Source organism: Ruegeria sp. K11 (assembly GCF_056531905.1).
The window spans coordinates 31,390-45,425 of sequence record NZ_JBQFMP010000014.1 but is presented as its reverse complement, the minus strand read 5'-3'; the positions used below and the strand labels follow the sequence as shown (position 1 = coordinate 45,425).

General features: G+C 56.1%; 10 protein-coding genes. 5 read left to right on the top strand and 5 right to left on the bottom strand.

From position 1 onward, the window contains the following. Positions 1-67: 67 nt before the first annotated feature. The 4 genes from ACR0K4_RS19045 (at position 68) to xrtD (ending at position 6,572) form a co-directional block, all read left to right on the top strand. Positions 68-2,518, top strand: a complete 2,451-nt coding sequence (locus ACR0K4_RS19045) for a tetratricopeptide repeat protein (protein WP_480855250.1) — start codon at positions 68-70, stop codon at positions 2,516-2,518. A 100-nt stretch (positions 2,519-2,618) separates the two neighbouring features. Beyond that, positions 2,619-3,245, top strand: a complete 627-nt coding sequence (locus ACR0K4_RS19040) for a polysaccharide biosynthesis/export family protein (protein ID WP_480855249.1) — start codon at positions 2,619-2,621, stop codon at positions 3,243-3,245. A gap of 291 nt (positions 3,246-3,536) precedes the next feature. Further along, positions 3,537-4,835 (top strand): hypothetical protein, encoded by a 1,299-nt coding sequence (locus tag ACR0K4_RS19035; RefSeq protein WP_480855248.1) that lies wholly within the window; start codon positions 3,537-3,539, stop codon positions 4,833-4,835. A 117-nt stretch (positions 4,836-4,952) separates the two neighbouring features. Next, a complete protein-coding gene (gene xrtD, locus ACR0K4_RS19030) occupies positions 4,953-6,572 on the top strand; it encodes a VPLPA-CTERM-specific exosortase XrtD (protein WP_480855246.1) in 1,620 nt (539 codons plus the stop codon). A 4-nt stretch (positions 6,573-6,576) separates the two neighbouring features. Here the strand turns inward: xrtD and ACR0K4_RS19025 are convergent, their stop codons facing one another. Together ACR0K4_RS19025 and ACR0K4_RS19020 are read right to left on the bottom strand one after the other, a co-directional pair. Next, positions 6,577-7,833: a glycosyltransferase family 4 protein gene (locus tag ACR0K4_RS19025; protein WP_480855245.1), complete on the bottom strand. Its 1,257-nt coding sequence runs from the start codon at positions 7,831-7,833 to the stop codon at positions 6,577-6,579. Further along, the gene (locus tag ACR0K4_RS19020) at positions 7,820-9,082 is read right to left on the bottom strand and encodes a nucleotide sugar dehydrogenase (RefSeq protein ID WP_480855244.1); all 1,263 of its coding nucleotides are present in this window, start codon (positions 9,080-9,082) and stop codon (positions 7,820-7,822) included. Before ACR0K4_RS19020 ends, ACR0K4_RS19025 begins: the two co-directional genes overlap by 14 nt. Positions 9,083-9,453: 371 nt before the next feature. Between ACR0K4_RS19020 and ACR0K4_RS19015 the strand changes: the two genes are divergently transcribed. Further along, positions 9,454-10,935 (top strand): oligosaccharide flippase family protein, encoded by a 1,482-nt coding sequence (locus ACR0K4_RS19015; RefSeq protein WP_480855243.1) that lies wholly within the window; start codon positions 9,454-9,456, stop codon positions 10,933-10,935. Between the two features lie 12 nt (positions 10,936-10,947). Here ACR0K4_RS19015 and ACR0K4_RS19010 read toward each other — a convergent pair whose 3' ends face one another. From ACR0K4_RS19010 to ACR0K4_RS19000, 3 genes are all read right to left on the bottom strand, one after another. Further along, complete coding sequence (locus ACR0K4_RS19010; protein ID WP_480855241.1) at positions 10,948-12,012, bottom strand: DegT/DnrJ/EryC1/StrS family aminotransferase; 1,065 nt, start codon at positions 12,010-12,012, stop codon at positions 10,948-10,950. 108 nt (positions 12,013-12,120) lie between these two features. After that, on the bottom strand, positions 12,121-12,600 hold the full coding sequence (locus ACR0K4_RS19005) for an N-acetyltransferase family protein (protein WP_480855240.1): 480 nt from the start codon (positions 12,598-12,600) through the stop codon (positions 12,121-12,123). A gap of 187 nt (positions 12,601-12,787) precedes the next feature. Next, positions 12,788-13,891 carry a lipid II:glycine glycyltransferase FemX gene (locus ACR0K4_RS19000; RefSeq protein WP_480855239.1) on the bottom strand — a complete coding sequence of 368 codons (1,104 nt, stop codon included), beginning with the start codon at positions 13,889-13,891 and terminating at the stop codon, positions 12,788-12,790. Between the last annotated feature and the right edge of the window lie 145 nt (positions 13,892-14,036).

The following is a 14,036-nucleotide window of genomic DNA, read 5'->3' as shown; positions in this document are numbered from 1 at the left end:
CGGAGCACGCGGCCGAGTGAAACCGTTAGGCCGCACGTGAGTTGGAAATTTGTGCGGGAGTGCAGCATTGAGCAGAACCAGAAACCCCATCAGCAAATGGTTGGCTGCGGGCTTTTTAACCGCAACCCTGCTGCTTAGCGCCTGCGACTCGGCCGAAGAGAGAGCAGAGGCGCATTTCCAGGCCGGTCTGGCGCATCTGGAAGCTGGCGATGTCGAACGTGCACTGGTCGAGTTCAGAAATGTCTTCAAACTGAACGGGCAACACAAAGAGGCCCGCCTGACCTTTGCCCGGCTGGAACGTGAACGCGGCAATATCCGTGGTGCCTATAGCCAGTATCTCAGGCTGGTCGAGCAGTATCCGGACAGTCTTGAAGGGCAGCGCAGCCTTGCTGAAATGGCTCTGGCAGTTGGCAACTGGGACGATGTCAGGCGTTACGGCGCCGCAGCGGCCGCATTGGCCCCAGACGATATCGAAATCCAGTCCATCAACAATACACTGGCCTATACTGATGCGGTTCGGGATGGCGACGCTGCTGGCGTGGACTTTACCGTTCATACCGCCCGCACGATGATTGCCAGCAATCCCGAGGTCATGACCGCACGGCAGATTGTGATTGACCATCTGGTCCGCGATCAGGACTGGGCTGGCGTGTTGGACGAAACCGGAGCGGCCATTGCAGTCGACCCGAAGGAAGAAACCCTTTACGGGCTCCGCCTGCGCGCCTTGCAGGAACTGGACAGAGCTGCCGAAGTCGAAACGCTGCTCCGGCAAATGGCGGTGGTTTTTCCTGACGATGAAGGCATCGAGCAGTTATTGATCCAGCATTATATCGATCAGAACGATCTGGACGCTGCGGAACAAATGTTGCGCGCCGAGGTGGACCCCCTGGCTGAAGATTTTATGCCAACCCAGCGGTTGATTGCGTTTTTGAACGAAAGCCGAGGTCTTCCGTTCGCGATCTCGGAATTGGATACGATCATCGCGCAAAACGGACCCAATACCTCCCGTTTCAAAACAATACGCGCCTCTTTGAAATTCCGGTCTGGCGACGAACAGGCTGCAATCGCCGAGATGCAGGAATTGCTTGAAGGTGCGCAACGCACCACGCAGACCCGCGAAAGCGAGGTGGAATTCGCGCGCGTGCTGTTTCAAACGGATAGAGTGGGTGAAGCACGCGCACTGATCGAAAAGGTGCTGGCCGAAGATCCCACCCAGGTCGAAGCGCTCAAATTCAAAGCGTCCTGGCTGCTGGAAGAAGACAATACCGGCGATGCCATCTTGCATTTGCGCGAAGCGCTTAGGCAAAACCCCCGCGACCCGCAGCTCATGACCCTGATGGCCCAGGCTCATCAACAAAATGGGGACCGGGAGTTGATGGGGGAAATGCTGGCTCTGGCCACGGAAGTATCGCGAAATGCACCAGAGGAAACGCTGCGCTACGCCCGGTTCCTGATAGAGGAGAATGACCCGGAAATCGCCGAACGCGTTCTGATTGCATCCCTTCACCAGACACCGGACGAACCGGAACTTCTGTTTCTTTTGGGCGAAGTTTATCTGGGTTTGAAAGATTGGGGGCGGCTGGAAGTTGTCCAACGCTCTATAACGGATTTGGATACCCCCGAGGCGCGCCGTCTTGCAAATGAGCTGAAGGCCCACATGCTTGCGGCCCAGGAACGCACCGAAGAACTGACGGCCTTTCTGAACGAACTGGCGAACGATCCAGAATTCGGTCTGCCTGCCGATATCGCGCTCATTCGCTCGTTGCTGGCACAGGGGCAGGCCCCCGCCGCATTTGCCCGCCTGGATAGCTTGCTTACGGATGATCCCAATTCCCTGCCGATACGATTGGTCAAGGCCCGCGCCCTGACGGATGAAGGCAAACGCGGCGAAGCCGAACAGCTCTATCGCGAAATCCTGGCTGATTACCCGGATACTGCACGGGGTTGGTTATCCCTCCATGCTCTCGTTACCGCACGAAACGAACCCGAGTTGGCTAAAGGCATCCTGACCGACGCCCTGACCAGACTGCCTGACAACCCCGATCTTCTCATGCTGCAAGCGTCGGATCACGAGCGCGCCGGAGAGGTGGATCAGGCAATTGCGGTCTATGAAAAGCTTTACCCCCTCAGCAACCGATCTCTGATCGTGGCCAATAACCTTGCCAGCCTGTTGTCGACCCATCGCACCGATGACGAAAGCTTGCAACGCGCCAGCGCCCTTGCGCGACGCCTGCGCGGCACCCGTAATCCCATCTTTCAGGAAACATATGGCTGGATTGCCTACAGGATGGGCAGTTACGATGAAGCTGTAAGATACCTCGAAGCCGCTGCGCTCGCATTCCCGGAGCATCCCGTTGTGCTGTATCATCTGGGCAAGGCATATGACGCCGTTGACCGCCGAGAGGATGCCTTGCGCGCCTATCGCACAGCGCAGGCGACTGGGGTCCCTTTGAACGTTTCGCCTTCGCTGGAAGAAGAAATCGAACGGGCCAACGCCGCAGCCAATCCCGGACAATGACCCCACAAGCAGAGTGCGCTGCATTTCTGCCGCATCGCTGGTCCGTTGAATCGGCTGCAGATTGTTTCATTGACCACGAATCGGCATAAAGGGGAAAAATATGAGAGATTTGAATATGCGGACAATAATCGGCTCATTGATTGCGTTTATCATGACTATGGTCATGGCAACCGGAGCATGGGCGCAATCCTATCAGATCCAGCCGGGTGATGCGCTTCAGATTGAAGTGCTGGAAGACCCCACCCTGAACCGGACAATTTTGGTTTTACCAGATGGCTCCATCACCTTCCCACTTGCCGGATCGCTGCGAGCGGCGGGACAAACAACAGATGGGCTGAGCTCATCTCTGGCATCAGCGCTGGGGCCGAATTTCAATACACCACCGACCGTATTTACATCCATCGCCAGGGTCGCACCTCCGGCACTTCCTGGGGCCCTTACTCCGACCGGGCCAACAATTGATGTCTTCATCATGGGTGAGGTCAACGCGCCTGGAAAGTATCTTGCGACCGAAGGAACAACCATCCTTCAGATGCTCGCGCAGGCCGGTGGCCTGACCAACTTCGCCGCCCGCAAGCGCATCGAATTGCGCCGGGCTGATAATACATCGGGTGCCGTGAACAAATTCACATACAACTATAATGGCTCGGGCGGCGGCATCAGAGGAAACACAGTACTTAAGACCGGAGACGTTGTTGTCGTGCCAGCGCGCCGTTTGTTCGAATAGGGGCTGATACAGGTGGGAAAATCCAAAAATAAGCTGTCCACCACATTGGGGGGAGGGACAGCTTTATTCATTTCACTAACGCCGGCAGTCGGCCAACAAGCCCCGGCGCAACAGACGACAATACAGCAAACGGTTGCAGCTTCGACGACCCTGCAACAAACGGCTGCCCCATCAACGGCCACGCAGCGTGCGCCCAGCCTGCAACTCATCTCTCAGCAAGCACAGCGAAACCCTGCACGCAGGGTTGGCCTGCCGACGGCCACTCAACAGGGCACCGGGACCGGAACCGGGTTGAATATAACGCTGGACTACCTGTCATCCCTCAGACATGACGACAACCTCAGACTGACGGACCCGTCTCTTGGTTCGACCACCTGGTGGGAAAACACACTGTCTCTGAGTCTCATTAACCAGACGCCTGGATCCACTCTGACATTCGACCTGTCGGGGCTTTACCGGATCGCCAACGAGCCGATCATCGGAACCGAGTCCAGCTTTTCTGATCCGTTCTCACAGCTGACCTATCAACAATCCAGCGCCAACAGCCAGTTTCAGCTTCTGGCCGAATATCGTGAGCGGGATCTGGCCTTCAACCGGTCACTGACCGACATCAACCTGGATGGCACCATCGATTCCTCTGATGTCGTCGGCACTGTGGGTGATCAGATCAACACACGTGGGAATCTGGACTGGCAAATTGGTTTGAACGATCCACTGGGTTTCCAGTTTAACTACAGCCACCGTGAACGCAGATACGCGAATACGATTGATCCGGGGCTATTTGACAACAGCACGGATGATTATGCCGGGACTGTGTTGTTCAGGATATCTCCGGTTCTGCAGGGCAACGTGCGTATCGGTTACGTGGATTTCACAGCAGACGACACGGTAGAAACCGACCGGCAGACAACGACAGTATCAACCGGCGCAACATATGATGTGTCTGCCGTCACCACCGTCAATGCAAATATTGGCTACACCCGGGTAGATGACACGCAACGCGCAAACAATTTCAACGACGTTTCCGAGAATTTCGTCTGGAACTTTGCCTGGAACAAAAGACTGTCGGATGGCACGGCAAACGTGCTGCTTGACCAAACCTTCGGCGTGAATGGCACCCGGACCAACGCTACCTTTGGGCGGGACTTTCAACGGTCAGGCGGCTTGTTCAGCTTCAATGCCGGTTTTACCAGAGGCCCCTTTGACGAGGTCACACCGATCGGTCAGATTGATTACAGCTATCAACTCGCCAGTTCCCGGATCGGAGCAACGATACAGCGCCGGGTCGGCACCAGCACAGAAAGTGTGGAAACCCGCGAAACCGTAGCGTTTTTAACCTACGATTATTTCATCAATCCGATCTCTGCCATGACGTTCAGCGTCAATTTCATCAGCCAGCAAGATGAGGGATCAGGCCCGTCCAACCAGCGTCAGCGCGGTACATTCGACGCGTCCTATACCCGTGCCATCACGAAAGACTGGGCAATGAATGTCGGATACCAGTACGAGATGGACGACCAGAATGGCTTCAGGGCCTCTTCGAACTCGGTCTTTCTGACACTCGGACGGCGCTTCACCCTTAAACCTTAAGCAGATATCTGAACAATCACACCATTCAGTTGCGATTGTATCGGCTAGGGATCAAAAGCGTGGGAGCCGGAACCGTTACAATTTCAGGGCTCTTCGTATTATGCATGATGGTCTGTGATGCATCATCTCGATTCGAAAAATAGCCGCAGCACCACGCTTGAGGCGGCCCGGATGGCCATGCCAGCGATCAACGCGGCAGGGTTGTTCTGGTTTGTCCTGCTGCTGCTTGGCTCGTTGCCCATCTTCTGGATCGGGATCGTCTCACTGGGCGCGGCCTGGAGTACTCCGGAATACAGTCATGGGCCGTTGATCCCGGTCATTTCTCTGTATCTGTTCCTGCGTGAATTGCGGGACATGCCGCCCCCCAATCCGGTTGTCCGTGACCGTTGGCCCGGCATTGCGGTCATCGTTGTGGCCCTGGCCGTCGCCATTCTGGGCAACCTGACCCGCATTCCGGACATCGTCACCTATGCAATGATCATCTGGACCGGCGGCGTCATGCTGACCGTGTTTGGCTGGCAGCGAGGAAAATACCACCAGCTGCCGGTGATCCACCTGGTCTTCATGCTGCCACTGCCGCAGTTCGTCTATTGGAAGCTCACGATCTTCCTGCAATGGATATCATCGGAACTGGGCGTCTGGTTCGTGCAACTGGCCGGTGTTTCCGTCTTTATCGAAGGCAATGTCATCGATCTGGGCGTCTACAAACTGCAGGTGGCCGAGGCCTGTTCCGGTCTGCGCTACCTGTTCCCGATCCTCAGCTTCTCGTATCTTTTTGCCCTGCTCTATCGTGGCCCGATCTGGCACAAGGTGGTCTTGCTGGTCGCAGCCGCGCCGCTGACGGTTCTGATGAACTCGGTTCGTATCGGGGTGATCGGTGTTCTGGTCAATCATCACGGCATCGAACAGGCCGAAGGGTTCATGCATTTCTTCGAGGGCTGGATCATCTTCCTGCTTTGCGTGGCCATCCTGTTCGTCATGGCAATCGGGTTGCAACGGCTGGCTCCCGATCCAAAGCCCTTTGCCGAAACCATCGATCTGGATACGGACGGGCTGGCCCCCGTCGCATTGCGTATCTTTGGCATCCGCGCCTCGGTCGCGCTGGCTGTCGCCACGCTTGTGACGCTTACGGTGTCGACAGCCTGGATCCTGCGCCCCGCCTCAGAGGTTCAGCCGATCGAACGAGACCCCTTTGTGCTGTATCCGCGTCAGCTTGGAGACTGGTCCGGATCGACCACCAGCCTTGATCCGCAGGTCGAACAGGTTCTGGGCGCCAGCGACTATCTCAACACCACGTATATCAACACCGGGTCGGGTGATTACGTGAATATGTTCGTGGCCTTTTACGACAAGCAGACCGAAGGGGATGGCATCCATTCACCCGAGGTCTGCCTGCCCGTCGGCGGTTGGGAAATCTTCACCCTCGAACCTTATGAGATCAATCCCGGCAACACCCCGTATGGCAGTTTCACCGTAAACCGCGCGGTGATCCAGAAAGAGCTGTCAAAACAGCTGGTCTATTACTGGTTCGAACAACGCGGCAAACGCATGGTGAATGATTTCCACGCCAAGATCAGCGTCATTCAGGACGGCTTTACCATGGGCCGCACCGATGGGGCGCTGGTGCGTTTCGTCACCCCGATCCTGCCCGGCGAAACCGAGGCCGACGCCGATGCCCGACTGCAACGCTTCATGGAACCCAGCCTGAACCGCCTCCCGCAGTTTGTGCCGTTCTAGGGCGTTATCCCTTCCAGATTCGTTTATACGCCGCGATCAGCGCAGGAACCTGATGCGGCCAGGCCATCTCGGATTCCACACGGGCACGGCCGTAACGGCCCATGGCGGCGCGGCGGTCGTCATCGGCCAGCAGTTCAGTGATTTTGTCAGCCATGTCCACCGGATCGTTGGCCTTGGCGTATAACGACGCCTCCTGCGCCGAAAAGCGCCCCTCGGTCACATCGAACTGAACGATAGGCTTTTCGAACGCCATGTATTCGAGGATCTTGTTCATGGTGGATTTGTCATTCATCTCGTTCACCCGGTCCGGGTTCACACAAACATCCGCTGTCGACAGAACCTCGAACAGATCATGGTCAGGCGCGCGACCGGTGAAGGTGACGTAATTCGACAGCCCCATATCGGCGGATTGCTGTTTCAGCTTGTCCAGGCTGGGGCCGCCGCCGACAAGGCAGAACTGGATATCCTCGCGCCCCTGGACCTGCACCAGATGCGCCACGGATTCCAGTAGCAGATCGATGCCTTCCTGGTCGCCCATGACACCGACATAGCCCACCATGTATTTGCGCCCGTTGCGCCAGTCCGGGTTCGGCGGCAGGTGCTGCAAACGGCTGAGGTCCGGGCCCGAGCGGACGACAAACACATCCTCGGGCGCCATGCCACCGCGTTCGATGGCGATCTTGCGATAGCTTTCGTTGGTCGCAATCGACACCCGGGCCGAGGCGAAGGTCAGCCGCTCGAACGTCTTCATCAGCTTCCAGAAGAAGCCGCGCTTGTCGAACTTGGCCTCGTAAAGCTCGGGATTGATGTCGTGGTGATCAAACAGGTACCGCACACCGAACAGCTTGAAGGGCAGCGCCACCAGAAAGATCAGATCAGGCGGGTTGCAGCCATGGATGACGTGAAAGCCGCGGGTGAATTTGATCTTCAGCGCCAGCCAGCTTTCCCAGAACAGCGCCGCGCCATATTCCAGCAGATACCCCAGCGCACCGCTGGCATCCAGGGGCAGCGGGTGGCGGTAGACCTTGATGCCCTCGTCTTCCCACACGCGCTCTTCATGGCCCTTGCCCGTGGGGCAGATAACCGAGACCCGCGCACCGGCGGCCGCCAGCGTGCGCGCCTCCATCCAGACGCGTCGGTCAAAGGGCACGGGCAGGTTTTCGACCACGATCAGAACCTTCAACCCTTTCAGGGGCTGGCTCTGACGCAGCTCATCAAACGAGACCGGCTCAACGGCAGAAACGGCGCTAGTCATATTCATAGGTTCTTACCACCTCTGCATCGCCAAGGTTCAGCTCATTCACGATCCGGTTCGATCCAATCACCAGATCCCACGGCCCGGCCTCAGCCGTGGCACGGTCCACCAGCAGGTTGCTGACATTGGGCAGATGGGTGAAAGCGTAGCCCAGATTCTGCCCGCGCAGATCGGCAGGCCGGATCGCCGGATCATAGACGGACAGCTGATATCCTGCCTGCAGCAAGCGCCGGGCAATATCGACATTCGGACTTTCGCGCAGATCGTCCGTTTCCGCCTTGAAGGCCAGCCCCGCCATCAGCACCCGGCCCCCGTCGGGCAACCGGTCCATGATGTGCTGCGCCTGATAGCTTTTATGTGCTTCATTTGTACGCAACAGACTGTCAATCAGATGCGTATGCGCGCCCACCTCACCGGCAATATGCTGCAAAGCGCGCACGTCTTTGGGCAGGCACGAGCCCCCGAACGCCCCCCCCGGACGCGTGTAATAGGGCGAGATATTCAGCTTTGTATCCGAGACAAAAATCTCATGCATGGTTTTGGCTGACACACCCATCCGGTGACAGATACGGCCAACCTCATTGGCAAAAGCCACCTTGGTTGCATGCCAGGTGTTGTCGACGAATTTGGTAATCTCGGCCTCTTCGTATTCGGTGTAAAACACCGGTGCGTCCAGCCCTTCATGCATCTGATCCATCACCTGCGACCGGCCTCCGTCACGGGTGCCCACGACGATCTTGGGCGGATTGAAGAAATCATCCACCGCAGACGCCTCGCGCAGGAATTCCGGATTATAGACGACCTCGATCACCTGACTGGCTCGATCTCCCAGATAGCTTTGAAAAATCGGCTCAACCAGTTGCGTGACGGTCCCGGGACGGAAGGTCGAGCGATAAGCCACCGTCAGAGGCCGAGCCCGGTCGGACGAGACGGTCTCGGCGATCTGGCGGGTCACTTCGGCCACGAAACTCATGTTATGCGACCCGTCGATCGAGCTTGGCGTGCCGACGCAAACAATGGCCAGGTCGACATCGGAAAGATCGGGCATCTCGACCACCGCCCGGATCAGGTTCTTGCCCAAGGCCTCGGTCAGCAGCTCGGCCACTTTCGGTTCTTTGATGGGCGGTTGCCCCACATTTATTTCCGCAACCTTGTCGGCGTTCACATCAACGCCAATGACCTCATGCCCCTCGCGGGTCAGGCAACATGCCGCCGTAAATCCCACATACCCCAACCCGAAAATCGCAATCTTCATACTGTCATACCGTCTTTAAAATGATGCCGTCATTCAATTGTTTCTAAATCGAATACAAGGCTTCACATAGCTGATGTCCTTGCGCAAATTGATTTCAAATTGTGGGGTTGATCGCAAATTTTCCTTGAAATGTGGCAACGCTTTCTGACACTGAGCTAAAATCATGCGACCTTGTCACTAGATGAATAACAACCTTCAAACTGATTACCAACGACTAGCCTGGATTGCCACAAAGGTTACATGTGACACGCCCAGATCGGCCTTGGGGGAAGGCGAAATTAGAAACACTGAGGCGTTAATTTGTTTTTTGTTTTAAATGTAGAAAGATGGGGCGATTGAGGCACTCTCCTAAAGTAGGCCTGCGTTCAAGCATGCTGACTCGCAGATCGGCCCTTGCAGTGGGCGCTGCGACCTTGCTGGCGTCTGGTCTTTTCAGGCAGGTTCTGGGGTTTGCCACGCTCGCAATCACGGCTCGTCTTCTCAGACCCGAAGACTTTGGCATCATCGCATATTTTATAATCGCAACTGCGTTGCTTGAGATGCTTCAACGTCAGGTCAGCATCGTGTTGATCCGGCTTGAGGATGTGACCCACGAGCACCTCAACACAGTGTTCACCATGCAGATTCTACTTGGGCTGATGGCCGCGGCACTGGTCTGGTTGTCAAAGCCCGTTGTTGCTTTGTTGGGTATACCTGAGCTTGTGGAGATTTTACCGGCAATCGCCGCGATTTCGATTCTGATTGCCCTGCGCAGCCCGCGTTTTCTGCTTTATGAGCGCGGCCTGAGATTTACTCTGGCCGCAGCAGAAGAAACCATCAACCGTGTCGCCTATGCCAGCGTCGCCATCTATCTGTCATGGGTGTGGCAAAGCTTTTGGGCAATCATTGTGGCCATGTTTGTCGGCATAGCGACCCGAAACCTGTGGACATTCGGGACAGCTCCCATGTTACCCCGGCTTTCGTTATCACGCTGGCGGGAAAGCCTGTCTTTTTCTTCCTGGTCCATGGGCGCGCAACTGTCTCAGTTCCTAGCCAATAACATGCCCCAGATTTTTATCGGTGCGACTCTGGGCCTTGCAGATGCCGGGATTTTCCGGGTCGGAAGCCGTATCACCACAATTGTGACGACGCAGCTCTTCGCCCCACTGCAACGCGTGATTTATCCGGGTCTGGCGGATGTCTCACGTTCAACCGGTCAGCATCAGGAAGCGTTTATGCGCATCAACGAAATGCTGTTGGCCATCGTTCTGCCGGTCAGCGTCGGAACCGCGTTGATTGCAGAAAACATGATCCTTGTCGGCATGGGCTACAAATGGATCGCCGCAGCCCAGGTCATCTGGGTCCTGGCACCGCTCAAGGCGCTGGAAACATTACAGGCGAATGTCCGGGCCGCCAGCTATGTCGAAGGATCAACACGCATTCTGTTCATTCGGAATGCAACCCTGTTGGCACTGGTTTGCTTTTATATGTGGATCGGTACCAAGTTTGACTTTCACGGCGCACTGGCGGCAGCGGGCCTGTCCAGCTTTACCGCACTTATCATTACCTTGGTCATAGCCAAAAGATTCGGCAAAGGCGGCCTGTTTGAGCCACTGACCGTCGCCTGGCGCAGCATCCTGTCCTGCGCCATCATGATTGCTCTGGTGATTTTTGCGGATATGCTGCTGCACGCCGGGGCGCATGTTCCGCGCCTTCTGGTGATCGTTCTGATCAAAGTGGGCGTTGGGATGGCCACCTACACGTTGACCCATATTCTATTGTGGATCATGGCAGGGCGCCCCGAAGGATTTGAAACATTGGTCTTTTCGCTGATCTCCCGCCTGCGCGGACACCTCCGGCGCGAACGGGCCTGAACGAGGTTGCCGTTACAGCGCCGCACGTAATTGGGCGGTGATATAATCCAGATGATCCGCCCCGAGATACTGATGCAAAGGCAAGGATAACGCATCGTTCTTCAACGTCATCGCTTCTTTCTGGTCACTCCAGTCAAGGTTACGATTGAACCCGGCCCACCATGGCGTCGCCCCGATCCCCTTACCCTGCAGCGTCTGGACGACCCGATCCCGATCAGCCACCAACACCGGCATGTTGAGAGGGCAGGTTTCAGGCGCAAGTTCTGGCAGCAACAGACGAATGCCTGGAATCTCTGCAAGCAGATCCCTATAAATCTGCCAGTTTGCCCGCCGGGCTGATACGGCCTGAGAAACGGAAAATGACTTCAAAGGACGGGAAGCAAAAACACTCATCCCGGCACTCAGAAGAACCGGATCAAAATAGTAATGTCCCGGAATATCCTCTAATTCAGTGCTCTCAGGGGCTTCGGTATCAGCCGTGGCTTTGCCTTTCACGGCTTGCACCATCCCCTTTGCGCGCGTTGAACCAAGCACTGCAGTCAGACCAGTGCGCACCAGTGTTTTTGCAACAACCTTACGTGGCGCAGGACGGGTAAATGGGTTGGCAGTTTGCAAATCCGGTGCATTGATCACCAACGCACCTCCCCCCAGAACCGGAACAAACTTGTAGAAGCAAAACACCGACACATCGCCGGTGCGACCTTCCGCCGGCATCGCACCACTCAGCAGGCTTAACGCACAATCCTCAATCATTCGTAATCCGTGCCGGTCGCACAGTTCGCGCAGTTCTGCCAGGGCTGGCTGAATGACGCCGAAGTAATGAATGACGTACAGCACTTTTGTCTGCGGGGTGATCAGGGGCTCGATCCGTGCGGGATCGGCAATCAGATCCTGTGCCACCGGAAACAGCCGAACCGACAGACCCGCATGGATCAGCGGGTCAACTTCCGAGCCGCAATTATATGCCGGAGCCAGAACCTCGTCCCCGGGCTGTAACCCCAACAAATCGCAGGCCGCTCGGATCGCGACACGGGTGTTATAGCTTGGAAACATCCGACGCCCCCTGAACAGAGACATATACCCCCCCTCCGCGTCCGACCGGAAAAGGTTCGAAAAGCGCATAGGCGGGTCGCCGCAATACAAGGTGTTTCTGGATGCTTCAGTGGTCATGTCAGCCTGTAAAATTCAATAGCTCCGCCAAACCCGGCGGCGCATGATCCGATTTTCGTCACACTGCCCCACAGGAGAAAAGCCCATCTTCAGTATATTTCTGCGAGAGGGCAGGTTGTAGTCTCGGCAATTGGTGAAAATGCTTTCAACCCCGTCCGAGGCCCGATCCGCTGCGATCATCCGCCAAAGCTGTCCCTGCAGGTTGTGACCACGATATCCCGGCAGCACATAGACATGCCAAAACAACTCATCCTTATTGCCCAGAGGGACAAAGAAATCACGGCTGTGCGTCGCATCGCGCACCCAGGCGAGGGCTTGCACCTCACCCGCTTCTTCCAGCAACCAGAGCCGCCAGCCCGATATCAGCCAATCCACAGCACCCCAGTCATGCGCAGCCTGAGGATCGGTCAACCAAGACAGATCCGGTTGTTTCAGTTCATCCGCTGACAAAACTTCGCGCAAACGTCCGCCATCCTTCAGGGAGGGCTGCGACATGAGGCCTTTTCTTGTATCAAGCTTGAACACCAGATGACGCTTGCGAACGAAACTGTCGAGAAAAGCCAGCCAAGTCTGTTTGATCAGCATACGAGGGCCCAGCCGAGCTGCCCCCTGTATCAGCTGTATTTTACCTTTCTTCGCCAACTTCATCGCAAATACCACAAACCATTTCCGCAACCGAGCTTCAGCCCATGATCGCCCGTTTGACCTTTTTCAACTGTCCACGCAGCAAGTCACGAGCATTTCCGGTCAGGAACACATGCCGGTTCACAATTTTCTCGCGCTCGGAAATCCGGCGAATGATGCGTGGGCCGAATTCTGATTTGTACTTGTGAATGTTGAATTTCTTGTCGCCCGCAACCGGAGCGCGATAGCCTTCGACATCCAGAACGCTGCATCCTTTTTGCTGCGCCCAACACATCGCTTCCAACCACAAAGCCGGTGCAATGCGCAGGTTACCTGCGGCCTTGAGGTGTTCAGGCTCGGTTGTGAAGTGACGCCCATGCACAACGTCTTTGCTGCGATAAACCAGCAGACCGGCCAGGAATACATCTTCCTGCCACGCCATGATCACGGTTCCAATATCGTCGGGGAACAGCACATCTTCGAATGTCGTCTCATAAGTCGCGACATCCAGTTCTTCCAATCCACGCGTCACGCGCAAGCGGTTCATGCTGCTTAGAAAGATGTCGAATTCGTCGCTTGTTTTTACAATGCGAAAGGACACGCCTTGCCGTTCAGCGCGACGGACTTCGCGCCGGGCGCTTTTGGAGAAGTTTTTCATAATCTCATCGCGGGGGCCGGATATATCCACCCACCCGGTTTCACGGAATTGCTCCTCTTCGGAGATCCGCCAACCATCCCGGGCCAGAGCTGCATCCATTGTCACCGCATCCTCTTCTGTCCAGAACGGAGTCACATTCAGACTACCAACACTGGCCAGTTCAGGATGTCTGCGAAGCGCCTTCAGAAACGCAGCCATATGACGGGTGTCATCGCATACCGGACCGCTCAGGCAATAGGCTTTGGACCAGGCACCGGGCAGAAACGGATGTGGTTCCAGCGAAAGCAGGCCAACAGCCACCAGGGCGCCATCACTGTAGGCGCGGGCATACAGAACCTTTCGGCCCGAGGCCTGCTCAGAGCGGGCAAAAACCAGAGATTGCCGCGGATGCTGGTGTTTTGCCGCCTTCAGGAAAGTATCCCAGTCCCCGCGTTGCTTCGCATCCAGGGCTTCACTGCATTCGACCACTATGTCGTCTTGGATTTGAAGGTCCGGCGCTGTCAAACTATTACCTCAATGTACTGGTCTATACGCTTTGACTTTTACGACTGCTTTAAAAACAACAGTAGCCTTCATAGGAAGGTGGTCAGTGTATTCATAGAATGAAACAATGACTAAGTAATTTGAAATGTGAGTGGTTAACGAGAAT